The sequence below is a fragment of the Aeromonas diversa CDC 2478-85 genome, assembly GCF_000819805.1.
GTDB classification, from domain to species: Bacteria; Pseudomonadota; Gammaproteobacteria; order Enterobacterales; family Aeromonadaceae; genus Aeromonas; species Aeromonas diversa.
Genome location: NZ_CDCE01000034.1, coordinates 17,080 through 41,087 on the forward strand (window position 1 = coordinate 17,080; position 24,008 = coordinate 41,087).

Here is a 24,008-nt window from a genome sequence, read left to right on the forward strand (position 1 = left end):
GTGACGGCTGGCAGATTCAGTGGCGACAAATCGATACGCCACCGTCGGCCAGCAGGGCAATGCCCGTGGTAAAGCTGGCGGCATCGGAGGCCAGATAGAGGGCCGACTGGGCTATCTCCTCTGGCTGGGCCAGGCGCTTGAGGGCATGCAGATTCTGCACAAAGGCCAGGCTCTCCGGGGTATTGGTAAAGGCTCGCCCCATGGGGGTGTCCGTTCCGCCCGGCAGCAAGGCGTTGACCCGGATCCCCTGCGCCCCGAACTCGGCGGCGAGGACCTGGGTCAGGCCGATAAGACCCGCCTTGCTCGCCCCATAGGCAGCCATACCGGGCAATCCCAGGGTATGGCCCACGAAGGTCGAGGTAAAGATGAGCGAGCCGCCCCCTCTGGCCTGCATGGCGGGGATCTGGTGCTTGGCCCCCACAAAGGCGCTGGTCAAATTGGTCTCGAGCGTCTCCTGCCACTGCGCCATCTCGAGTGTCTCCACACCGCCCACGGCCCCCGTGGTGCCGGCATTATTAAAGGCGATGTCCAGCCCCCCAAAGCGATCAACCGCAAGCGCGACCAGGGCCCTGGCATAGGCCTCACTTCTGACATCGCCCGCCAGACTCACTGCCTGACCCCCTGAGAGACTAATCTCCTCGACCAGGTCGTCAAGCTCCGCCTGGCGCCGTCCTCCGACGACGACCTGGGCGCCTTCCCGGGCAAAGAGCCTGGCGCTGGCACGGCCGATGCCAGAGCTGGCACCCGTGATGATGGCGACCTTGTTAGACAGTATGGGCATGGTGGACTCCTTGTTATGGCGGCGCCGCTGGCCATCAGCCGCGCTCGATGCCGGGTGGTTTCGGATTCACTATGCCGATGCACTGCGGCAGCGACGACCCGGATCTTGCGCTCTTGCATCAGTGCTCTGCGAAGGCGCGGCGGCTGCAACAAAAGAGGCGATCTTTGGTCGCCAGCCTCTATAATGCGGCTCCTTTATGTCTGCCGGGTGGTTGTCCGGTGGTGTCGATGGCCGATAGCCGGCCGCCCGATAGAGACCCTCTCATGCACACCCTGGAACAGCTACGCGCAGGCGAACTCGGCGGCGCTCGCCATCTGAAACTCAGTGAAAACCTGACGACCTTCCCGCCCGAGATCCTGAGCCTCAAGGAGACGCTTGAGGTGCTCGATCTCACCGGCAATCAGCTCAGCACCTTGCCCGATGAGTTGGCCGAGTGCGCCCGGCTTCGCATCCTCTTCTGCTCGGAGAACCGCTTCACCGAGCTGCCCGAGGTGTTGGGGCGTTGCCCGTCGCTCACCATGGTGGGCTTTAAGGCCAACCGGATCGCCCGGGTCAGCGAGGCGTCACTGCCGGCCGCCTTGCGCTGGTTGATCCTGACCGACAACGAGATTGAGAGCCTGCCCGATGCGCTGGGGTTGTGCCATGGTCTGCAAAAACTGATGCTGGCGGGCAACCGGCTCACCACACTGCCGGACCTGGCCCGCTGCCGGCGCCTCGAGCTGGTGCGGCTGTCGGCCAATCGCCTGGGCGAGCTTCCGTCGTCGCTGCTGGCCCTGCCGCGCCTGAGCTGGCTCGCCTTTGCCGGCAACCCCTGCTGCGTCGAGCCGGCGCGAGGGGAGAGTCCGGCGATCCCCTGGGATGCCTTGCACCTCGGGGAGCTGTTGGGGGAGGGGGCCTCGGGCCGGATTTTCTCGGCGAGGCTCCCGGGTGAGCGCCCCGTGGCGGTCAAGCTCTTCAAGGGCGCCATGACCAGCGACGGTCTGCCCCGGAGCGAGATGGGGGCCGCGTTGGCGGCGGGCCGGCACCGCGCCTTGATCCCTTTGCTCGGTGAGGTGGTGGATCACCCGCAAGGGGTGCCGGCCCTGGTGATGGATCTCATCGAGCCTGCATTTGCCGCCTTGGCGGGGCCGCCGAGCCTGGACTCCTGCACCCGGGATGTCTACGCCGAGGCGTTTTGCCTGAGCCTACCGGCCGTATGCCAGCTTCTGTGGGCCATCGCCTCGGTGGGAGCGCACCTGCACGCTCGTGGAATCCTGCACGGGGATCTCTATGGCCATAACATCCTGCACAACGGGGCGGGCCGTGCCCTGCTCGGCGACTTCGGCGCGGCCTCCTGCTATGAGCCGGGATCGGCTCTGGGGCTGGCGCTCGAGCGTATCGAGGTGCGTGCCTTCGGTTGTCTCATCGAGGAGCTGCTGGCCCGAAGCACCGGGCAGGACGCCACGGCGAGCGCGCTTTCGCAGCTGGCCTTGGCGTGTCTGTCCGAGTCAGGGGGCGATCGCCCTGTGTTTGCCGAGCTGGCGGCCAGGCTAGCCACCCTGGCCCGCCCGGTGGGGAGCCGATTGCCCCTTGCATGATCCCAAGCCCCTTGGGCATAGTGGTATTCGTTACACACCTTTGGCGCCATTTCGCTGGCGTTTCACTGCGATGGAGAGAGACGATGGAAGCTGCGTTCTGGCATCAGCGTTGGGAAGAGAACCGGATCGGGTTCCATCAGAGCGATTTTAACGGTTGGCTTAAGACCTGGTGGGCGGCCCAGCGCATGGATCAGCCTGTGCTGGTGCCCCTGTGCGGCAAGTCCCGCGACATGGTGTGGCTGTGCGAGCAGGGCCATGAGGTCCACGGTTTCGAGCTTTCGCCGCTCGCCGTCGAGCAGTTTTTCAGCGAGCAGGGGTGGACCCCTGCGTGCGCCGAAGAGGGGCCTTATCGCCGTTTCTCCCACGGGGATCTGCACCTCTATCAGGGGGACTTCTTCGCCGCCTGGCAGTTGGAGCAGCGCTATCGGCTGGTCTATGACAGGGCGTCGCTGATTGCCTTGCCAGCCCCGCTGCGCCTGCAATACGCCCAGCAGCTGGCCCGCATGGTGGTCGAGGGGGGAGAGATCCTTCTGGTGACGGTGGAATATCAGCCCGATCCTCAGCGAGAGCCCCCCTTCTCGGTGAGCGAGCTCGAGGTGCGTCGCCTGTTTGAGCCTCACTTCGCGGTCACCGTGCTGGGGCGTCAGCGCGAGGGGGATCACCCCAGGGTAGCGAGCGGTCAGCTCTCCTATTTCGATGAGGTCTGTTATCGCCTGGTGCGGCGTGCCAACAAGACGCTACCACCTTTGATATAGATCAACGCCGCTGCCGCCCCAACTCCCTATGATGAGCCTGTTTCTCAATCACTGTTGGCATCGTGGCAGCCAGGCTGCCCGACACAATCGGTGTCTGATTTTCACGCTCATGTTCACTTTGCGGCCAAGCCGTATTTAATGTGGTATTTCCAGCCGACCCAAAGGGTCGGCTTTTTCTTGGGTGCTCGTCCAGAAAACGCCGCGCAGGCGGCGTGTCCATACACTCAGAGGTTATAGAACTTGCGGGCGTTCAAGCGAAACGCACGAGTATCGTCGATGAGACGCCCCTCGATGCGCTCGTCGTGCTGATGCCCCTGGCCGTAACTGCAGAGGATCACGCGATCCGAAGTGCGTGAGCGCAGCCGGGTGATAAAGCGGATGAGATCGGCACGGGTGAGCTGCCCGACTTCATCATGTACCCGCTCGCGTTGATCGAATCCCCAATCCTTGTTGCCGATGCTGACCCACAGCCTCTGTCCTCGGGTACGCAGGTTGGCGTCGCGCTCGGAGAGCTGCGCCTGCAATCCCACCTTGCTCGCCTGCCACTGGGCCTCGGTCAGCTCGAGCATGGCGAGCGGGAAGAGATCGATAAACTCCTCGATGGCATCGAGCAGGATCTGGGGTCCGGCCACCGGCGATTGAATATAGAAGATGAGGCCCGGGTGGCGATTCAAGGGCAGGTTGCCGCTACCCACCACATAGCCGAGCTGCTGACGGGTGCGCAACTCGTGAAAGAAGGTGGACGACATGATGTGGTTGGCCAGGGTGAAGCAGGCGATATCCCTGGGGCGGGTGGTGCGCGACTGGTAGTAGACCAGCAAGGCCGAGTCGGCGTGTTCGCAGCCGTGCTCGCGAATGAGGGTGCCACGCCCGCCGATGTCGATCAGGCGGCGGCGGGTCTCGCGGCTCGGCTGGCTGTAGGGGGCGAGGTGACGCTCGAGCAGGGCGGCCAGGGCCATCGTCTCATCCTCGAGCCAGTCCCCATGGGCCAGGCACTCCACGTGGATCTCCTGAAACAGGCTGGCGACAAACTCGGGCATGTCCCCAAGCTCGGTGGCCCTGAGGTGGGGCAACAGCTGCTCGAAGGGGGGATTGTTGGGCTGCAGCAAGGAGGTGAGCTGGTTAAAGAGCTGGCTTATTGGGCGACTGTGGGCCTGATTCTCCCAGTTGCGGATGAGCGCCTCCTTGATCTCCTTGAAACGCTCGGGATCCGGGTAACCCAGGGTGCGGTTGGAGAGAATCATGTCGAGCAGGGCGAGCTGATGCTCCGAGAACCCCTGGATGGCGATGGAGAAGCCCCCCTGGTGGGCGTAGAGCTGGTATGAGAGGCCGGCCAGCTCTGCCTGGTAGGTGAGGGCGCCTAGGTGATCGCTCAGCAGCTCCACCGCCAGACGCGCCATGGCGATATGGCGCGGGCTTTTGACCGCATGCTCGCTATCGAAGGCCACATAGAGGTTACCCTTGGGCACCCGGTAGTGGCCATCGTGCAGGTGCCAGAGGCGAAACCCGGGGCGATCGATGAGGGGGACCGGAATATCGGTGGAGAGGGCCGGGAGCCGGGCACTCAGGCGCTGACAGATAAAGGGGTTGTGCTCGGGCAGGGCCAGCTCGGGGTGGGGCAGGGCCTCGCGCCAGATCTGGCATTGGTCCGCAGGCAGGGCAGTCACGCCATAAGGGGTGTGATACCAGGGGGCGTGGCGGTCGACCCGCGCCTCGGGGGCCGTGACGACCAGCCTCATGTTATCCGGGGTAAAGGCATCCATCAGGTCGGCGAGCTGCGCCGGATCGCATCCCGTCATCATGTAGTCCCCGTAGAGCAGATCCTCGGGGGCATAGACGAAGAGGTTCAGCACCAGCCCCGATACGGTGTCGATGGGGCGTCCACGCTCTTGAAAGCGGAAGGCCGATTCGAGCACCCAGCGCTTCTCCTCGTAGCGCCACGGCTCGAGACCGTGGCGGCGCACCAGCGCCAGATAGCCAAACAGCAGCTCGACTATCTCGTCCACCCGCTCGAGCCCCTGGGGGGTGAGGGCAAAGGTGACGCAGAAGTCCTTGAAGTTGCTGCCGCTCACTCCGCTACCCGCCGAGAGCTGATTGCACCAGCCTAACCGCTTGAGCAGGGCCAGCAGGCTCCCCTTGCTTTCGTCGCCGATGAGGTGACTCAGGAAGGTGAGGGGCTTTTGACGATAGAGGTGATCCAGGTTCGGCAGGGGGAAGACCACCGAGAGGCGGCGGCTCTCCTTGACCGGGGCTATCTCGATGCGGATGGCCAGATCGTCGGGGCGATAGAGGGGCTCGGCGATCGCCGGGGCGCCCAGATTGCGATTCAAGACGGGTGTAAAGAGGTCAACGGCAAAGGCCTGCAACTCATCGAGGGGGCGGGGGGCGAGCAGCACCAGCGCCATGCGGTCGCTGCTGTAGTGGCGCTCGTAAAAATCGAGCAGTTCGCCACGCAGGGCTCGCCCCGGTCGATCGGCCAGGGTCTCCAGATTACCCACCGAGAACTTGGCAAAGGGGTGTGCGGGGTTAGCCGTCTCCTTGTGTACCTGATAGCTGCGGCGCACGTCGTCTTGCAACTTGAGGCGATACTCGGAGTCGATGGCGTTGCGCTCCTTGTCCACCAGTTCGGGGGTGAAGGTGGGGGAGATGAAGAACTGGGCGAAGCGCTCAAGCGCCGGCGCCAGGTAATCATCGTCGATGTCGAAGTAATAATTGGTGTATTCGGTCCCGGTCCAGGCGTTGTTGCTGCCCCCGTGGCGGCTGATAAATTGCTGGTACTCCCCCGCCTTGGGAAAATCCCGGGTGCCGAGAAACAGCATATGCTCGAGAAAGTGGGCCATTCCTTCCCGATCGGCGGGATCATCGAAGTGACCGCAATTGACGGCCATCGACGCCGCCGACTTGTCGGCGTCCGGATCTTCGATGAGCAGCACCCTCAGGCCGTTGTCGAGCACAAGGTAGCGGTAGAGTCGGTCGTCATTGGGGCTGACAAGGGGCGTCATAGTGGGATCCGATACGCAAGTGTTTGGGAACTAAAGACAATTATTGACCTCTGCCCAAGGTGAGGCAAACCCTTTTCTGCGACTTGGTGCAATTGTTTCACTCAATGAGGCAGGGTAAGATCCCCCGCGCATTCCATAGGCCCGATGGGCGAGGTAGTAATGAAAATCTACATCATGCGTCACGGCCAGGCCGGCATGAACGCCAAGAGTGATGAAACCCGTCCTCTCACCGAGCAGGGGATCCAGGAGTCTGTGCAGATGGCTCGCTGGTTGGCTCCCCAACTTTCCCGTCTGGATCGCGTGATCCACAGCCCCTATCTGAGAGCGAGGGAGACGTGGCTCGCCATATGCAGCGAACTCCCCGAGGTCTCGGTTGTCGAAGAGAGTGACGAGATCACGCCCTATGGGGATGCGGTGCGGGTCGCCAGTTATCTGGAGGCCTTGTCCGGTGAGGTCGAGAGCCTGCTGGTGGTGAGCCACCTTCCGCTGGTCGGCTATCTGGTCCATGCCCTCTGCCCCGGCCACGAGGCCCCCCTGTTTGCCACCTCTGGGCTGGCGTGCATCGAGTTTGATGAGGGACGAGGGGTGTTGCGTTGGCTCGAAGGGCCGCATACAATCAAGGAAACAAATTCGTAACATTCGGTTGCAAATTTGGCATGATTAAAATAATTAGAATTTAAAACCAAACAATCAGAACTTTATCGCAGACGCTGTGGTCAACTGAGTAGAACTAACGAGGGTGATATCGCATGCGCGTGTTTAAGAAGTATCTGCCTTTGATGATTGCCAAGCATGTCAAAACCTTTTTCAAGGGGCGGATTTATGTTCACGGACGAGGGCGTTTTGACTTCGAGGGGGGGCATCTGCTCATGCCGCCCCGGCCCGATGAACCCCACCGACTCACGGTGCAGGAGGTCAACGAGATGATTGACCGATTGCATGTGGAAGCCGCCTAAGCACCAGGGCCCCATCGGGGCCCTGGTTCGTTTCCGGGGCTCGAGATAGGATTGTTGCAATCTGGTTGCTGTTGTTATTTTGAGATAACAATCTGGTTTTTTAATCTCCATTAGTCGAACCTGCTTTTTTCTTGTGGAAATCCCACCAAGTTGGTGGGATAGTGCTTTGGCTCAGGCTGAAGTGACACAATAATATCGCTCAGACGGTGCGTAGGGGGGCGGGAGCGCCCCCTCTGTCCACTTGCAGCGCAATGCCTGGGTCGCGGCAAGGACATCGCCTGTCTGTGCTCATGGATTCGATGACGATGACAAAACAACAACACCCCCTGCTGAGGCTTATCAACAGCACCAGCCTCATTAGCCAGATCCTGGTCGGTCTGGTCTTAGGTATCTTGCTCGCCTCCTTCGCCCCTGAACTGGCCAAGTCTGTCGGTCTGCTGGGTTCCCTCTTCGTCGGGGGTCTCAAGGCGGTAGCGCCCGTGCTGGTCTTCGTGCTGGTCATGTCGGCCATCATTGGCCACAAGCAGGGCCAGAAGAGCAACATGAAACCCATTCTGGTGCTCTATATTCTGGGTACCTTCTCCGCCGCGCTGGTGGCGGTGATCGCAAGCTTCCTCTTCCCCTCCAACCTCCATCTGGTGGCCAACAGTGCCGAGCTCTCCCCCCCGGGCGGGATCACCGAGGTGCTGCAGACCCTGCTCTTCAACGTGGTGACCAACCCGGTGAAGGCGCTGCTTGAGGCGAACTACATCGGGATCCTGGCCTGGGCCATCGCCCTGGGTATCGCCCTGCGTCACGCCAGTGAGAGCACCAAGGCGGTGATCATCGATCTCTCCCACGCCACGACCTGGATTGTGAAGGCCGTGATTCGCTGTGCCCCGCTGGGGATCCTGGGGCTGGTCTCTTCCACCCTGGCTGAGACCGGTTTCGATGCCCTGTTCGGTTATGCCCAGTTGCTGGCGGTGCTGCTCGGCAGCATGCTGTTCATCGCCTTGGTGGTGAACCCGCTCATCGTCTTCTTGAAGATCCGTCGCAACCCCTATCCGCTGGTATTCACCTGCCTGCGCGAGAGCGGCCTGACCGCCTTCTTTACCCGCAGCTCAGCGGCGAACATTCCGGTCAACATGACCCTGTGTGAGAAGCTGCGCCTGCCGGAGGATACCTATGCGGTCTCCATCCCCCTGGGTGCCACCATCAACATGGCCGGCGCTGCTATCACCATCACAGTGCTCAGCCTGGCCGCCGTGCACACGCTGGGGATCGAGGTGGATATTGCCACAGCCCTGCTGCTCTCTGTGGTCGCGACCGTGAGCGCCTGTGGTGCCTCAGGGGTTGCGGGTGGATCTCTGCTGCTGATCCCGCTGGCCTGTAGCCTGTTTGGGATTGGCAACGACATCGCCATGCAGGTAGTGGCGGTCGGCTTCATCATCGGTGTGCTGCAAGACTCCGCAGAGACTGCCTTGAACAGCTCCACCGATGTGCTCTTCACCGCAGCCACCTGCATGGCCGAAGACAAGTCGCTGCTCGAGTCATCCACCGAGGTGGTGGGTGAGGCCTGATGGCGGTCGAAAGACGCGATAACGATGCGAACGAATCTGTTTAAACTGTTCGTAAAATCAATAGCGCGTTTATTCGAAACCCTCCATTTTATTTAGCATTTAAATGTGCGATAAAGCACCGCTGCGGGGCGTTGGACAGGAGTTCAACGCCCTTGTCAGTCAATACATCTATTAATGTTAATAACAAGTAGCAAGGAACATCCTGTGTTATCAAAAGGGCTTGTTAAGAATATCGGCTTCCAGGTAATGGTCGCCATGGTGCTGGGGGCCGCCGTGGGGGCGGCGATGGGGGAGCAGGCGACACTCTTTGCCCCCCTGGGTAACCTCTTCATTCAGCTCATCAAGATGCTGGTGATCCCCTTGGTGGCGGTCGCCATCATCTCGGGAGCGGCGAACTTGGGTGCCAGCCCGGCGGCAGGCAAGATCGGAGCCACTACCCTGGCCTTCTTCCTCATCACCTCGGCCTTGGCCGTGCTGCTGGCGCTGGTGATGGGGCAGCTGTTCCAGCCGGGGGTGGGCGTCGATCTCTCCAGCGTCGAGGGCATGTTCTCGGCCGAGTATGCCGATAAAGGCGTGCTGCCCGATGCGGTCAGTACCCTGCTGGGCATGATCCCGACCAACGTCTTTGAGTCGCTGACCCAGGCCAACATTCTGCAGATCCTGGTCTTCTGCCTCTTCCTCGGGATTGCCATCGCCAAGCAGCCGCGTGAGAAGTCCAAGCCGCTCATCGACGGGATGAACACCCTGGTCGATGCCTTCGTCTGGATGATCAACAAGGTGATGCTGATAGCTCCACTCGGGGTCTTTGGCCTGATGGCCGATGCCATCGGTACCTATGGCTTTGACGTGCTGACCATCGTCATGAAGCTGTTTGTGGTCTACGTGGCGGCCATCCTTGTCTATGGCTTCGTGGTCTATCCGGCGCTGGTGGCCCTGCTCTCGGATACCCCTGTCATGCGCTACATCAGCGCCATGAAGAAGGCCCAGGTCGTGGCCTTCTCCACCGCCTCCTCAATGGCGACCCTGCCGGTCACCATGGAAGTGGTCGAGAAGGAGTTGAAGGTGACCAATGCTACCGCCGCATTCGTGCTGCCCCTTGGCGCCACCATCAACATGAGCGGTAACGCCATTTACTACGGTCTGGTCGCCATCTTCTTCGCTCAGGTGTTCCAAATCGATCTGAGCATGGGGGCCTGGGCGGCCATCATCATTACCTCCACTCTGGGGGCGATCGGTCAGGCTGGCGTGCCGGGCCCGACCTTCCTGGTGGTGGCCGTGCTGCTGGCTGCGGGGATCCCCATCGAGGGTCTGCCCCTGCTGTTTGCTCTCGACCGTATCTTCGACATGGTGCGCACCGCACTCAACATCACGGGTGACGCAGCCTGCGCCGTGATCGTCGACAAGTACAGTCCGGAGTTTGATCCCAATCGCTGGAACAAGGCGGCATAACAGAGAAGGGGCCTGATGGCCCCTTCTTCTATTTCGGCTCCGGCTCTTCACCGAGTGCCGTCAGCGCGCTCTTGCAGCGCTGCTCGGCCGCCTCCAGATCTTGCAATACCTGCCGGATATCCTCCATCTGTTGACGCAGGCCAACGCGATGGCTCTCTATCATGGTGAGCATGGTCGTGAGCTGGGTGCGGCTGCTCTTGTCGGTCTCGTAGAGATCGAGCAGGGCACGTATCTCGGCCAGGCTGAAGCCCAAACGCTTGCCGCGCAAGGTCAGCTTGAGTCTAACCCTGTCCTGACGGCTGTAGATGCGGCTCTGGCCGCGCCGGGTTGGCTGCAATAACCCCTGATCTTCGTAGAAGCGAATGCTGCGGGTGGTGATATCAAACTCCCGTGCCAGCTCGCTGATGGTGTAGCTCTCTTCCTTCTTTCCCATGATGTTCGCGGTGTGTCAATTTTGCATGGCACCTTACCGAAACTGACATGCTGGCGCAACCGCTTGTCTGGCAAGGGATTAATGGTAATGTTGTGAGAATGTAAACATGGAGGTGCAAACATGGAAGTGGTGATCGTTGCGGCCCGTCGTACACCGATGGGCAGCTTTATGGGGGCCTTGTCGGCCCTCAGTGCTCCCGAGTTGGGGGCTGCCGTGGTGCGGGCGCTGCTCGAGCAGTGTGGCTTGCGCGCCGATGCCGTCGATGAGCTCTATGCCGGCAATGTGCTCTCGGCGGGACTGGGTCAGGCTCCTGCCCGTCAGATGGCCCTGTTGGGCGGGCTAGCCGAGAGCGTGCCTTGTACCACCATCAACAAGGTGTGTGGCTCGGGGATGAAAAGCGTCATGGTGGCAGCCGATCAGATCCGTCTCGGCGAGAGCCGGATTGCCCTTGCCGGTGGCATGGAAAGCATGAGCCGTGCCCCTTATCTCATCGACAAGGCGCGCTCCGGTCTTCGCATGGGTCATCAGAGCCTGCTCGATCATCTCTTTCTCGACGGACTGCAGGATGCCTATGAGGGGCACCTGATGGGACACTATGCCCAGCGAGTGGCCGATGAGCAGAACATGGGGCGTGCCGAGATGGACGAGTATGCCATCGCCTCACTGACGCGGGCTCGTCAGGCCATCGAAGAGGGGGCGTTTGCCTCTGAGTGGGTCAGGGTCACCGACGACAAGGGCGTGACCCTGCTCGAGGTGGACGAACAACCCGGCAAGGCCAAGCCGGAGAAGATCCCCCATCTCAAGCCCGCATTCGGGGCCGGTGGGACCATCACGGCGGCCAATGCCAGCTCGATTTCCGACGGTGCGGCGGGGCTGCTTCTGATGAGCCGGGATGAGGCAAAGCGCCGGGGTCTGCCTGTGCTGGCGAAGATTTGTGGTTACTGCACCCATGCTGCCGCGCCGGCTGCGTTCACGACAGCACCCATCGGTGCCATGGCCAGACTGCTCGAACAACTGGGATGGCGCAGTCACGACGTGGATCTGTTTGAAATCAACGAGGCCTTTGCCATGGTGCCCATGCTGGCCATGAAGGCGATGGATCTCACCCATGACAGGGTCAACGTGCATGGGGGAGCCTGTGCACTAGGTCATCCCCTGGGAGCGAGCGGGGCGCGGATCCTAGTGACCCTGATCCATGCCCTGCATCGCCGGGGTGCTCGCCGCGGTGTGGCATCACTCTGTATCGGTGGCGGTGAGGCGACGGCGCTGGCGGTTGAGCTGCTCTAGTCGGGGGCCATCAACTGACTGACCCAGATGGTCGAGGTGAGATAGTTCTGGGAGAGAGTTTCATCGCTCATCCGCAGGGTGGTGGCATAGCGAGCCTGAGCAGGCCAATCGGCCTGCTCACACGCCTCGGCGGTCTGCAGATAGATGCCAAGCGGCCCCTGACGCTCCAGCAAGGCGGCTTTGATCGCTGGAGCGAGCGGGATTGACTCCAGCAGGCTGACCATGGGCTGCTCCATCAACACATCGAGCAACGAAAATAGCCCCGCCATGAAGGCTTCCGAGGTGCCCGTCTGGCCTTGGCTCTCGGCCAACAGTTCACAGAAACGAGCCCGGATAAGGGACATCTGATAGAGCTCGTCACTCTTACCCACCCCCGCATTACCGGCCGCCACCAGCGCTACGAAACGGCGCAGTTGGGCGTTCCCCAGGTAGATGGCCGCCTGCCTGAATGAGGAGATGGCACCGGCACCTCGCTTGAGGTAATTCACATAACGCAGCAGTTTGAGCGAGAGAGATATGTCCTGACTGAGCAGTCGCTCGACCCGGTTGAGGTCGATTTCTGGCTGGTTGACCGCGTGCAACAGCTGCATGACCACCAGCTGTGAGGGCTTGAGGCTGGCACGTTTGACCAGTTCGGGGCGGCTGAAGAAGTAACCCTGAAACAGGGAGATGCCTGCCGCCTTGGCCCGTTCGAACTCTTCCTGGGTTTCGACCTTCTCGGCCAGGTAGGTGAGTGCAAGGTGGCGGTGTTGGTGGATGAAGCGGCGGATCTGCAGCATGGAGGTGGAGCGCAGATCAAACTTGATGAGTTCGATATAGGGCAGGAATGGCTCCCAGCCCGGATCCAGGGTGAAGTCATCAAGGGCAAGATGGTAGCCGAGTCCCTTGAGTTCGATCACCTTCTGCAACAAGGCCTCATCAGGGGCCGTATCTTCCAGGATCTCAATGATCACCTTGTCCTGCGGTAGACATTCGGCCAGTCCGGATAGCAGAAGCTCATGGGTAAAGTTGATCAGTCCCACCTTGCCAGCCAATAGCTGGTCAATGTTCTGATGCAGAAACTGCTCGACGACCAGCTGGGTCGTGGCCGTGCTGGACGAAATATCGGGAAAGACATTGCTGAGGCTGTCTCGAAACAGCAGTTCGTAGGCATGGGTGCGCTGCTGCGCATCGAGGATTGGCTGCCTGGCGACATAGGAGTACATGGTGCCTCCGCACTAAGAGTCACACAGATTGTATGGCGTAGCAGGGGAGTGTACCAGCGCCCGACCGGGCGCTGGTATGAGGAGTGGTTAGAACCGATAGCTGGCCTGTACCCCGGCCAACCAGGCATCACCCTCGGAGTAGCCGTTGAAATCGGAGCGATAGGTCATCGGTTGACCATTGATCACCACCGGCTGGCTCAGGCTCTCATGCACGCTGACGCGTTTGCCGTCGATAAAGGTCAGACCCAGATCCACCGTGAGGGCGTCACTGTAGCGATAACCGAGGCCGGCGCTATACCAGATGCGATCGGCATCGGGGATGGAGATGGTGCGGCGATCGGCCGGCACCGGGCTCTGATCGTAGGCCAGTCCCGACCGCAGTTGCCACTTGGGCGCCAGTTGATAGGTCATCCCGAGCGAGTAGCGCCAGCTGTCTTCCCAATGCTCCTCCTTGATGGGCAGGGTGCCCAGGCGGTCGAGATTGGCAGTCAGAGATTCAAACTTGCTCCAGTCGGTCCAGCTGAGGCTACCGTGCAGGGCCAGGCTCTCATTCAATGCGTGGTAGAAGGCCAGCTCGGAGGTCGCCGGCAGCGGCAGGACCAGGCTGCCTTCGTCGTTAATGGTGACAAATTTCCCCGGTGCGACCGGTTTGCTGACGGTGGCGTCACCCTTGAGCTTCAGATTGACCCCATTGCGATAGGAGAGACCAATGCGGGTCTGTTCGGTTGGCGTCAGCAAGATACCGGCATTCCAACCCAGCTCGCTGCCATCGCCCTTGACGTGTTTGGCAATCACGCTCTGGCCGTTGGTCAGTGTGGTGGGATAGGTTCCACCCACTTCCCCCTCTCCCTGAACGAGAGAGAGTCCGGCGCCGACAGAGAGCATATCGCTCAGGCGATAAGCCAGCGCCATACCAAGGTCCACGGTTCTGATGTCGGAGATGTTACCAAAATGGCCGGCATCATAGCCTTGGGGCATCTCGATCCCGAGCCCGTACTGAGAGGCGGCGGAGAGACCCAGGCTCAGGCGCTCGTTGATCGGGGTGACGAAATAGAGGTTCGGGATCCAGGCTGCATCGGCGATGTCGTCTGCGTTTGCACCCTTGGTACCGGTAATGTCCTGCACTTGGCCGCTGATGTTGACATCGGGGCGCAGGTAAATGACGCCGCCTGACACTGTGGGGGCGTTGAGGCGGGTGATGGCGCCGGCGTTACGCGCCAAGACGCTGGCATTGTCCGCGATGGCGGCTTCACCGGCGTAGGCGCGGCCGAGACCGGTGGCAGACTGCTCGGCCAACTGGTAGCCGGCTGCGTTGGCTTGGCTCGCCACCAAGGCAAGGGCAATCATCGACGGTTTGATATAAGTGCGCATAGCTCTCCCTGACATTTCTATTGTGGTTTTTATTGCGGCGGGATTTTATCTGGTCTGACAAGTATCGCAACAAAAACGGTGAGGAGGCTCACAAAACAGTAGCAACTGCTGCTCAGTGCATGCTTAACAGTTTGATAAAAAAGAAAAAGAGAACACTTGTGCGCTACATGTGTACGCCGAAATCGGGATCTCGTGCATAAAAAAGGCGCCCCTAAGGGCGCCTCGATAAAGTCATGAAATTAGAATTTCATGTTGAATTGGGCCGACGCAATAAAGGCGTTGCCGTGGGAGGTGCCTTTCCAGCGCAGGGACTGATCTTCATGAGAGACGAGCCCTTCGTTGACGTCCACTTCCTTACCATCCAGATACGCCATGCCGAAGTCGACACTCATATCCTGATCGATATGGTAGGTGGCACCGGCGCTGTACCAGAGACGATCGGAGTCGGGGATACTCAGGCTGCGGTATTCGGGTTCGATCGGGCTGTTGTCGTAGGCAAAGCCGACGCGGGCTTCCCAGCTCGGGTTGAGATACCAGGTGCCACCGATGGCGTAGCGCATGGAGTCTTTAAACTTCTCAGGCTTGTTGAGGCATACGCCGACACCGTCACTGCTGACGCAACTGTCGCTGGTGGCCTTCAGCTCCTGGAAGGCGTTCCAGTCGGTCCAGTTGACGGAGTAGTGCACTGCGAACTGGGGGTTGAGGCGATGGTAGCCGGCAAACTCGGCCTGAGCCGGCAGCTCCATATTCAGCTCGCCGTCGACGGTTTTACCCGGCTTGCCAGCGGCGATGGTCGAGAGACCCTTATAGTCCCCCTTAAACTTGATATTGACCTGAGAGCGATAGGTCAGGGCCAGGCGGTTATCCTGGTTGAATTCGTAGAGGGCGCCCACGTTCCAGCCATGGCCCCAGTCATCACCCTTCATATGGCTGATGTTGGTGTCGGCAGAGATCGGCATTCCGGTTTTCTGAGAGAGTACCGGGGCGAGTACACCGGCAAAGCGGTTGAGTTCTGCCTTGGCGTACACGAGGTTGATGCCGGCACCGAGGCTAAAGCCCGGCGCGACGCGGTAGGCCAGGTTGGGGTTGATATTGAAAGTCAGCAGCTCGGTGTTGCCTGCGGCAGAGCCGGCATGGTAAGCCTCCGGGTATTCGGTAGAGAGGCCATAGTTGGAGAACATGGCGATACCCCAGGCCAGATCCTCTTTGAGGGGCTGGATAAAGTAGGCCGCCGGCACAAAGGCGTCCGGAGCAATGCCTTTCTCGCTTGCGGGGATCACACCGTTGATCTTGCCCTCAACGTCCACATCAGGATGGATATAGGTACCCGAGACGGAGACCGCCATTTTGTCAAACATGGTCATGGCTGCCGGGTTACGGGACAGAACGGAGGCATTATCGGCCACCGCAGCCTCACCGGCGTAGGCGCGGCCAAGGCCAGAAGCAGAGTGCTCGTTAAGCTGGAACGCGGCCGAATGGGCCTGGGTGCTGGCCAGGGCGACGGCGGCGGCCAGCAGGCTCTTCTTGAAGGAGGCATTAGTCATGTTCGTCTCTCTTGGTTTTGATCTTTTCAGGCGATGAGGGGCCTGTGCAGCTCAGATGGCGGCATGATCTTAGTTTTTTAGCTTCATATCCCATTGAATACCGGCATGATTCTAATGATCTGGTAGGAGGTAAGAAATCAGACCAGTAGTGGGAGAATACACAAGAGATAACGAACTGTTAACACTTTGTTTTCGTGGTGGGTGTTTACTGAGCAAATTGTCGATCTGCTGCACAGAAGCAGCGCGCTGGCCGGGCGTTGGCGCTAAAAAAGGGGCGACCAGTGGCGCCCCAATTCTCAGTGATTTTGAAAAATATCTTGCCCAAACGGAGAAGCAAAGCGGGGAGCAAAGATCTGCATCAGGGTGCCTGTGGCCTGGCGTGAGCGATCCAGGCGTTGAAAATCGAGGTTGATGTCTTCGGGCAACCAGCCTAATACGGCGCTGAAGCAGCCGTTGCCGAGGCTCTTTTCCAAGATGACCTGCCAATTTTTTATCCGGCTGCGTGGGAGGTGCAGGACGCGGGTTGGGTCAATGCCTTTCGACTTCAGGTCGGCGCTATTGGGGGCACCGGGTGGCGCCAGCAACAGGATCCATCCGGTATGTAACTGGGTGCGTTTGAGCAAGTCCGCGATATCGGCTTGCTCTGTGGGAGAGACCTGGCGCTGGCAACGTCCGCTAAGGGGCCAGCGCTGTAGTGCATTGAAGAGGGGACGGGTAGCTGCAAACTGGGTCATATCTCACCTGTATATAAAAACAAGCTGTATGTGCATACAGTAGTTCGTCCTTTCGCTTCGATCAACCTCTATTGCTAAAAATGTGAGCGCTGTGGGATGAGCGGCTTGCTGCTACCGCCGAGAGTGTCCATGGTTATAGACGCATGTAACGCCAGGAGGGGCCATCATGGACGCAAGTCAACTCAGGCATCTGGATGCCAATATCTTGCTCGGGATCGTCAATGAGAAGCTGAGGCTGGAGTGCGACTCCCTGGAGGAGCTGCTCTCCTACTACGGTATGAATGAAGAGATGCTCAGCGGTCGGTTACAGGAGATTGGGTATCGTTATGACCCAGCCAGCAACCAGTTCAAGGGACGCTAGTATGACCCGGATAGACAGCACCATTTTTTAACATTGGTGCTGTCTGTTTTATTAATGGCCTTTAGGGTTGTTTTTATGAAAACCTATTCAGCCGAATCACTCGAAAATGCTTTCATATCTAATTGAATTGGAAGGGATTAAAAAGAATCCACCAGAGAGGTGAAAAGAAAGGGTTTTCATCATTTTCCTGTCATTTTCGGCCCTTAAAGTGTGACTTGGATTCACTTTTCATCGTACTGGTTTCGTTAGTATGCCCGCAGCCAGTTTTCATGATGAACATAATAACTGACTCACTCGCTTGAGCCGGGAAATTGGCCCCGCATTTCAGTAACGAAGGGAACAGCTTATGGCAACCAAGAAGAAGACCGATATTCTCCTGGACAAGGAGCAGCTCAAGGCAAGCATCATTCGTCACCTGCGCTCCACTCTCGGCACCAGCGAAGAGAAGGCTTCTCAAGAGTCCTGGTGGAAGGCGACTGCGGCCGCAGTAAACGAACAGGTCTATGAGCGCCTGACGCGCACCCAGCAGACCCACCTCAAGCAAGACACCCGCGCCATCCATTACCTGTCTGCCGAATTCCTGATGGGGCGGCTGACCTCGAACAACCTGCATAACCTCTCTCTTTATAAAGTCTGTGATGAGGCGCTGGCCGATCTCGGACTGAACCTCAGCGATCTCTGTGAGTGCGAGCCCGACATGGCGCTCGGTAACGGTGGTCTGGGTCGCCTGGCCGCCTGCTTCATCGACTCCCTGGCCACCCTGAGCTACCCGGCCATCGGCTACGGTATCCACTATGAGCACGGTCTGTTCCGTCAGGAGATCCAGGATGGTCGCCAGATTGAGCGTCCGGACTCTTGGCGTGAGTACGGCAACCCCTGGGAGATCTGCCGCCCCGAGTCGGTGCAGGAGATCCCGCTCTACGGCTACGTCGAAACCGTGTTCTGCGATGATGGCCACATGAAGAAGGTGTGGCACGCCGGTCGCAAGATCAAAGGGGTGCCTTGGGATATCCCCGTGGTCGGGTTTGGCGGTCATACCGTCAATATCCTGCGTCTGTGGGAGTCTCGCGCCTCTGAGTTCTTCGATTGGGATGTGTTTAACGCCGGTGGTTACCTCGACTCCCAGGCTGAAAAGGCCCAGGCCGAGACCATCTCCAAGGTGCTCTACCCCAACGATGAAACCGAAGCCGGCAAGGAGCTGCGTCTCATCCAGCAGTACTTCTTCTGTGCCTGCTCTATCAAAGACATCATGCGTCGCTACAAGCGCGCCCATGGCAATGACTTCAGTCACTTTGCCGATCAGATAGCCATCCAGCTCAACGATACTCACCCCACCATCGCTATCCCCGAATTGATGCGGGTGTTGGTGGATGAAGAGGATCTGCAGTGGGAGAAGGCGTGGGACATCTGCTACCGGGTCTTTGCCTACACCAACCACACCCTGCTGCCCGAGGCGCTGGAGAAGTGGGCCGTCTACCTCTTCGAACGCGTGCTGCCCCGTCATCTCGAGATCATCTACGAGATCAACAGCCGTTTCCTCTCCGAGAAAGTGGAGCCCATGTGGCCGGGCAATGATGCCATCAAGGCCAAGCTCTCGATCATCGAAGAGGGGGATGTCCGCAAGGTGCGCATGGGCAACCTGTGCGTCATCGGCTCCAACAAGGTCAACGGTGTGGCCGAAGTGCACTCCCGTCTGGTCAAAGAAGATCTCTTCCCCGAGTTCGACCAGATCTGGCCGGACAAGCTCTGTAACGTGACCAATGGCGTCACCCCCCGCCGCTGGCTGCTGGCCTGTAACCCCGAGCTGGCCGCCCTCTATGATGAGGTGGTGGGTAAGGAGTGGCCGCTCAAACTGGATCTGCTGCGCTCTGTGGTCAAGTTTGCCGACGACAAGGCGTTCCAGAAGCAGTTCATGACCATCAAGCGTCATAACAAGGAGAAGCTGGTCGAGGTGATCAAGGCCGAGACCGGGATCGACGTCAGCGCCGAGGCCATCTTCGATATCCAGATCAAGCGTCTGCACGAGTACAAGCGTCAGCAGCTCAACCTGCTGCACATCATGGCCCTGTACCGCCGTCTGCTGGCTGATCCGGACTATGACATGCATCCGCGGGTGTTCATCTTTGGCTCCAAAGCGGCGCCGGGTTACAAGTTGGCCAAGGACATCATCTACGCCATCAATAAGGTGGCCGAGCGGGTCAACAACGATGTCCGCATCAAGGGCAAGCTGAAGGTGGTCTTCATGCCCAACTATCGCGTCAGCCTGGCGGAGAAACTGATCCCGGCGGCCGATGTCTCCGAGCAGATCTCCACCGCAGGGTATGAAGCCTCCGGTACCGGCAACATGAAGATGGCGCTCAACGGTGCCATTACCATCGGTACCCTCGATGGCGCCAACATCGAGATCGCCGAAGAGGCGGGTGAAGAGAACTGCGCCATCTTCGGTCTGACGGTGGACGAGGTGAAGGCACTGAAGGCGCGCGGCTACAACCCGTACGACTTCTACTACGCCAACTCCGAGATCAAGGCGGTGCTGGACTGGTTCGATACCGACTACTTCACGCCGGGCCGTCCGGGGGAGCTCTCCTCCATCAAGCGGGCTCTGCTTGACGGTGGTGACACCTACCTGGCGCTGGCCGATTTTGCGGCCTACTCCGAGGCGCATCGCAAGATCGATACTTGGTATTGTGACCCGTCTCTGTGGGCGAAGAAGGCCATCATCAACTCGGCCACCATGGGCAAGTTCAACTCCGATCGCTCCATCGAAGACTATGTGGCGCGCATCTGGGGTCTCAAGAGCTGCAAGGTAGGCTGATCCCGGCTAGAGCGTTAGCGATATAAATACAACCGAAACCCAGCCGGGTTTCGGTTTTTTTATGGATCCTGAGGCGGCCGAGCCTCGCTTTAGCCGCAAGTCGGTCACCATAAGGGGTGGTCATCAATGACGCCTGGAGGAGGGAGAGAGGGCGAGGGAGCATATCAGGCTGCCAAATAAGGGTCTCTGTGGTGCCGGATGTGGGAGGCCCGCTGATGGTTGTTGTGATGCCCTTTGCGTCTGAGACATAGGTCCGTGAGGGGCGGGAACATCAAAAATGCGAGAGAGGAGGGTCATTTGACTTCGCATTAATCCTGTGCTGACCCCCTGAATGGGAAAAACGTGACAAGACGCGCTTTACCCTAGGCAGGATCCCGCTTTTTTTAGTACTATCATGCCCTTTCCTATTTTTTGCTGGAGCAGCTCCCAAGGGGAGTGGTGACGAGGAAGACATGCAGCAGCTTGAAGAAGTGGTCGGCCAGGCGAAGGCCGAAATTGAGGGTGTGAGCGACATCGCCACGCTCGACGAAGTCCGGGTCAAGTATCTGGGGAAAAAAGGGTTCTTTACCGAGCAGATGAAGGGCCTTGGCGCCCTGTCGCCGGAAGAGCGTCCCGCCGCAGGTGCCGTGATCAACCAGGCCAAGCAGGCGGTACAGGATGCACTGAGCCTGCGTCGTGACGCCTTGGAAGCCGCCGTGCTGAACCAGAAGCTGGCCGCCGAGACCGTCGACATCAGCCTGCCCGGTCGCCGCATCGAAAACGGTGGTCTGCACCCGGTGACCCGCACCATCGAACGCATCGAGCGCCTGTTTGGCGAGATGGGCTTTACCGTGGCGCGCGGTCCGGAGATCGAAGACGGCTTCCACAACTTCGACGCCCTGAACATCCCGGCCCACCACCCGGCGCGTACCGATCACGACACCTTCTACTTCAACCCGGATCTGATGCTGCGTACCCACACCTCGGGCGTGCAGATCCGCACCATGCAGCAGCAGCAGCCGCCGATCCGCATCATCGCCCCGGGCCGCGTCTATCGTAACGACTACGACATGACCCACACCCCCATGTTCCACCAGGTCGAAGGCCTGCTGGTAGACGAGCATGCCAGCTTCACCGAACTCAAGGGCATCCTGCACGACTTCCTGCGCAACTACTTCGAGGAAGATCTCACCATTCGCTTCCGTCCCTCCTACTTCCCGTTCACCGAACCGAGCGCCGAAGTCGACGTGATGGGCAAGAACGGCAAGTGGCTGGAAGTGCTGGGTTGCGGCATGGTGCACCCGAACGTGCTGCGTTCGGTCGGCATCGATCCGGAAAAATACTCCGGCTTTGCCTTCGGCATGGGCGTTGAGCGCCTCACCATGCTGCGCTACGGGGTCAACGACCTGCGTGCCTTCTTCGAAAACGACCTGCGCTTCCTCAAGCAGTTCAAGTAAGGGCGAGAGAACATGAAATTCAGCAAATCCTGGGTGATGGAGTGGGTCCGCACCGAGTTGAGTGACAACGCGCTGGCCGAGCAGATCACCATGGCCGGCCTGGAAGTGGACGCCATCGAGCCGGTAGCGGGCCAGTTCAACAACGTGGTGGTGGGTGAAGTGGTCGAGTGTGGCCAGCACCCTGACGCAGACAAGCTGCGCGTGACCAAGGTCAACGTGGGCGAAGAAGAGCTGCTCGACATCGTCTGCGGTGCCCCGAACTGCCGTGCCGGCCTCAAAGTCTGCGTGGCCAAGGTCGGGGCCACCCTGCCGGGTGATTTCACCATCAAGAAGGCCAAGCTGCGTGGCCAGCCGTCTCACGGCATGCTCTGCTCCTTCAGCGAGCTGGGTATCGACGTCGAGGCCGACGGCATCATCGAGCTGCCGCTGGACGCCCCCATCGGCACCGATATCCGCGACTACCTCGCACTCAACGACGTCAGCATCGACGTGGATCTGACCCCGAACCGTGCCGACTGCCTCGGCATCGCGGGTCTGGCCCGTGAAATCGGCGTACTCAACCGCGCCGACGTCATCGAGCCGACCTGGACGCCAGCCACTGCCACCATTGACGCCAGCTTCCCGATCCGGGTTGAAGCGCCGGCTGACTGCCCGCGTTATCTCGGCCGCGTCATCAAGGGGCTGAACCTGCACACCCAGAGCCCACTCTGGATGCAAGAGAAGCTGCGCCGTGGCGGCATCCGCTCCATCGACGCCATCGTCGACATCACCAACTACCTGCTGCTGGAATACGGTCAGCCGATGCACGCCTTCGATCTGGCGACGCTTGAAGGTGAACTGGTGGTGCGCCGCGCCCGTGCCGACGAGCCCATGACCCTGCTCGATGGCAACGAAGTGAAGCTCAAAGAGACCACGCTCGTTATCGCAGACGCCCAGGGTCCTGCCTGCATGGCCGGTATCTTCGGCGGCAATCGCACCTGTGTATCCGAGACCACCACCGACATCCTGCTCGAATGCGCCTTCTTCGCGCCGCTCTCCATCACAGGACGTGCCCGCGCCTACGGCCTGCACACCGACTCCTCCCACCGCTTCGAGCGCGGGGTGGACCCTGAGCTGCAGGCCAAGGTGATGGACCGTGCCACTCGTCTCCTGCTGGATATCTGCGGCGGCGAAGCGGGCCCGGTTATCGAGGTCAAATCCGACGAGCACCTGCCCAAGGCCCAGCCCATCACCCTTCGTCGCAGCAAGATGGAGCGCGTCATCGGCATCCAGATCGCCGACGAGCAGGTGGTCGAGATCCTGACCCGCCTCGGCATGCAGGTGACCGCCAACGCCGACGGCTGGACCGCGCTGGCCCCCTCCTGGCGTTTTGACATCGCCATCGAGGAAGACCTCATCGAGGAAGTGGCTCGCATCTACGGCTACAACAACATCCCTAACCTCAAACCCGTAGCCTCTCTGGCCATGGTGGAGCAGGCCGAAGGGCAGGTGACCCTCAAGCGGGTGCGCGACCTGCTGGTCGATCGCGGCTTCCAGGAGGCGATCACCTACAGCTTCGTCGATCCCAAGGCCCAGCAGATCCTATTCCCGCAGAGCGACGCCATCGTGCTGCCGAACCCTATCTCGGTCGAGATGTCCGCCATGCGCGTGTCGCTGTTCCCGGGTCTGGTGCAGGCTGTCGTCTACAACCAGAACCGTCAGCAGCCGCGTGTCCGTCTGTTCGAGCACGGCCTGCGCTTCATCAAGGATGAAAGCGCCGAGAACGGCATCCGTCAGGAGCCCATGCTGGCTGGCATCATCACCGGCAACCAGGGTGACGAGCACTGGGATGCCAAGGCCCGTGCCGTCGACTTCTTCGATCTGAAGGGCGATCTGGAAGCCGTGCTGGATCTGACCGCCGAAGGGGCTGCGTTTACCTTCGAGCGTGCCGAGCACAGTGCACTGCACCCGGGTCAGTGCGCCGCCATCCTGCGCGATGGCGTGGTCATCGGTCACATCGGTGTGATCCACCCGAGCCTCGAGAAGAGCCTGGGTCTGAAGACCCGCGCCGTCATGTTCGAACTGGAGCTGGACAAGCTGACTCCGGCCAAGGTGCCGGTTGCTGCCGAAGTTTCCAAGTTCCCGGCCAACCGTCGCGATATCGCCGTCGTGGTCGATCGCCAGGTTCTGGCCGGTGATGTGCTCGCCGTAATTAAAAAAGTTGGCGGAAATCAGGTAGTTGGAATAAACTTGTTTGACGTATACCAGGGCGCTGGTATGGCCGAGGACAAGAAGAGCCTGGCCATCAGCATGGTGTTGCAAGACACCCAGCGCACCCTGGAGGAGAAAGAGATTGCCGAGACCGTCGATCGCGTGGTTCAGGCACTCTCGGCAGAGTTGAACGCATCCTTGAGGGATTGATCTATGGCGCTGACCAAAGCCGACATTGCAGAGCACCTGTTCACCCAACTCGGGGTGAGCAAGCGCGAGGCCAAAGAGCTGGTGGAAGCCTTCTTTGAGGAGATCCGGCAAGCCCTGGAGCGGGGCGAACAGGTCAAGATCTCCGGCTTTGGCAACTTCGATCTCAGAGAGAAGAGCCAGCGACCGGGTCGCAACCCGAAAACAGGCGAGGACATTCCCATCACGGCGCGGCGCGTCGTGACCTTTCGACCCGGGCAGAAGCTCAAGGCGAGAGTCGAGAATGTCGAACCGCTCAAGGAGTAACAAAAAGCCAGGCCTAGCCTGGCTTTTTTCACTGTGTGTT

19 protein-coding genes are annotated in these 24,008 nt (G+C 60.0%); 12 read left to right on the top strand and 7 right to left on the bottom strand.

The genetic code is table 11. The features are described 5' to 3' along the window. Positions 1–16 precede the first annotated feature (16 nt). The gene (locus tag BN1121_RS14375) at positions 17–781 is read right to left on the bottom strand and encodes an SDR family oxidoreductase (RefSeq protein WP_005351958.1); all 765 of its coding nucleotides are present in this window, start codon (positions 779–781) and stop codon (positions 17–19) included. A 263-nt stretch (positions 782–1,044) separates the two neighbouring features. Between BN1121_RS14375 and BN1121_RS14380 the strand changes: the two genes are divergently transcribed. Together BN1121_RS14380 and BN1121_RS14385 are read left to right on the top strand one after the other, a co-directional pair. Further along, positions 1,045–2,358 carry a leucine-rich repeat-containing protein kinase family protein gene (locus BN1121_RS14380; RefSeq protein WP_043598008.1) on the top strand — a complete coding sequence of 438 codons (1,314 nt, stop codon included), beginning with the start codon at positions 1,045–1,047 and terminating at the stop codon, positions 2,356–2,358. Positions 2,359–2,441: 83 nt separating this feature from the next. Continuing rightward, a complete protein-coding gene (locus BN1121_RS14385; RefSeq protein ID WP_043598009.1) occupies positions 2,442–3,113 on the top strand; it encodes a thiopurine S-methyltransferase in 672 nt (223 codons plus the stop codon). A 224-nt stretch (positions 3,114–3,337) separates the two neighbouring features. On the opposite strand, the gene BN1121_RS14390 is transcribed toward BN1121_RS14385, so the two are convergent. Further along, positions 3,338–6,115, bottom strand: coding sequence for an insulinase family protein (locus BN1121_RS14390; RefSeq protein ID WP_005351962.1), 2,778 nt, complete (start codon positions 6,113–6,115; stop codon positions 3,338–3,340). A gap of 159 nt (positions 6,116–6,274) precedes the next feature. Here BN1121_RS14390 and sixA point away from each other — a divergent pair, with 159 nt between their 5' ends. The 4 genes from sixA (at position 6,275) to BN1121_RS14410 (ending at position 10,079) form a co-directional block, all read left to right on the top strand. Beyond that, positions 6,275–6,751 carry a phosphohistidine phosphatase SixA gene (gene sixA, locus BN1121_RS14395; protein ID WP_005351963.1) on the top strand — a complete coding sequence of 159 codons (477 nt, stop codon included), beginning with the start codon at positions 6,275–6,277 and terminating at the stop codon, positions 6,749–6,751. Between the two features lie 113 nt (positions 6,752–6,864). Further along, the gene (locus BN1121_RS14400; RefSeq protein ID WP_005351964.1) at positions 6,865–7,071 is read left to right on the top strand and encodes a DUF1107 domain-containing protein; all 207 of its coding nucleotides are present in this window, start codon (positions 6,865–6,867) and stop codon (positions 7,069–7,071) included. Between the two features lie 305 nt (positions 7,072–7,376). Beyond that, the gene (gene sstT, locus BN1121_RS14405; RefSeq protein ID WP_005351965.1) at positions 7,377–8,630 is read left to right on the top strand and encodes a serine/threonine transporter SstT; all 1,254 of its coding nucleotides are present in this window, start codon (positions 7,377–7,379) and stop codon (positions 8,628–8,630) included. 204 nt (positions 8,631–8,834) lie between these two features. Next, positions 8,835–10,079: a dicarboxylate/amino acid:cation symporter gene (locus BN1121_RS14410; protein ID WP_043157424.1), complete on the top strand. Its 1,245-nt coding sequence runs from the start codon at positions 8,835–8,837 to the stop codon at positions 10,077–10,079. 28 nt (positions 10,080–10,107) lie between these two features. Here BN1121_RS14410 and BN1121_RS14415 read toward each other — a convergent pair whose 3' ends face one another. Continuing rightward, on the bottom strand, positions 10,108–10,512 hold the full coding sequence (locus tag BN1121_RS14415) for a MerR family transcriptional regulator (protein ID WP_005351967.1): 405 nt from the start codon (positions 10,510–10,512) through the stop codon (positions 10,108–10,110). Between the two features lie 120 nt (positions 10,513–10,632). Here BN1121_RS14415 and BN1121_RS14420 point away from each other — a divergent pair, with 120 nt between their 5' ends. Continuing rightward, positions 10,633–11,799: a thiolase family protein gene (locus tag BN1121_RS14420; protein WP_005351968.1), complete on the top strand. Its 1,167-nt coding sequence runs from the start codon at positions 10,633–10,635 to the stop codon at positions 11,797–11,799. Here BN1121_RS14420 and BN1121_RS14425 read toward each other — a convergent pair. The 4 genes from BN1121_RS14425 to BN1121_RS14440 form a co-directional block, all read right to left on the bottom strand. After that, the gene (locus BN1121_RS14425) at positions 11,796–13,004 is read right to left on the bottom strand and encodes an EAL and HDOD domain-containing protein (protein ID WP_005351969.1); all 1,209 of its coding nucleotides are present in this window, start codon (positions 13,002–13,004) and stop codon (positions 11,796–11,798) included. The genes BN1121_RS14420 and BN1121_RS14425 overlap by 4 nt on opposite strands. 87 nt (positions 13,005–13,091) lie before the next feature. After that, positions 13,092–14,375, bottom strand: a complete 1,284-nt coding sequence (locus tag BN1121_RS14430; protein ID WP_005351971.1) for an OmpP1/FadL family transporter — start codon at positions 14,373–14,375, stop codon at positions 13,092–13,094. 239 nt (positions 14,376–14,614) lie between these two features. Next, the gene (locus BN1121_RS14435; protein WP_005351973.1) at positions 14,615–15,919 is read right to left on the bottom strand and encodes an outer membrane protein transport protein; all 1,305 of its coding nucleotides are present in this window, start codon (positions 15,917–15,919) and stop codon (positions 14,615–14,617) included. A gap of 296 nt (positions 15,920–16,215) precedes the next feature. Beyond that, entirely contained in the window at positions 16,216–16,653 is a 438-nt protein-coding gene (locus BN1121_RS14440) for a hypothetical protein (RefSeq protein WP_005351976.1), read from the bottom strand. A 166-nt stretch (positions 16,654–16,819) separates the two neighbouring features. Here BN1121_RS14440 and BN1121_RS14445 point away from each other — a divergent pair, with 166 nt between their 5' ends. The 5 genes from BN1121_RS14445 (at position 16,820) to ihfA (ending at position 23,968) form a co-directional block, all read left to right on the top strand. After that, positions 16,820–17,014, top strand: coding sequence for a DUF4250 domain-containing protein (locus tag BN1121_RS14445; protein WP_005351980.1), 195 nt, complete (start codon positions 16,820–16,822; stop codon positions 17,012–17,014). Positions 17,015–17,360: 346 nt separating this feature from the next. After that, the gene (locus BN1121_RS14450) at positions 17,361–19,829 is read left to right on the top strand and encodes a glycogen/starch/alpha-glucan phosphorylase (protein ID WP_005351982.1); all 2,469 of its coding nucleotides are present in this window, start codon (positions 17,361–17,363) and stop codon (positions 19,827–19,829) included. A gap of 452 nt (positions 19,830–20,281) precedes the next feature. Then, on the top strand, positions 20,282–21,265 hold the full coding sequence (gene pheS / locus BN1121_RS14455) for a phenylalanine--tRNA ligase subunit alpha (protein ID WP_005351984.1): 984 nt from the start codon (positions 20,282–20,284) through the stop codon (positions 21,263–21,265). A 12-nt stretch (positions 21,266–21,277) separates the two neighbouring features. Next, positions 21,278–23,665 (top strand): phenylalanine--tRNA ligase subunit beta, encoded by a 2,388-nt coding sequence (pheT, locus tag BN1121_RS14460; protein ID WP_005351987.1) that lies wholly within the window; start codon positions 21,278–21,280, stop codon positions 23,663–23,665. A gap of 3 nt (positions 23,666–23,668) precedes the next feature. After that, entirely contained in the window at positions 23,669–23,968 is a 300-nt protein-coding gene (gene ihfA / locus BN1121_RS14465; protein ID WP_005351990.1) for an integration host factor subunit alpha, read from the top strand. Positions 23,969–24,008: the final 40 nt, after the last annotated feature.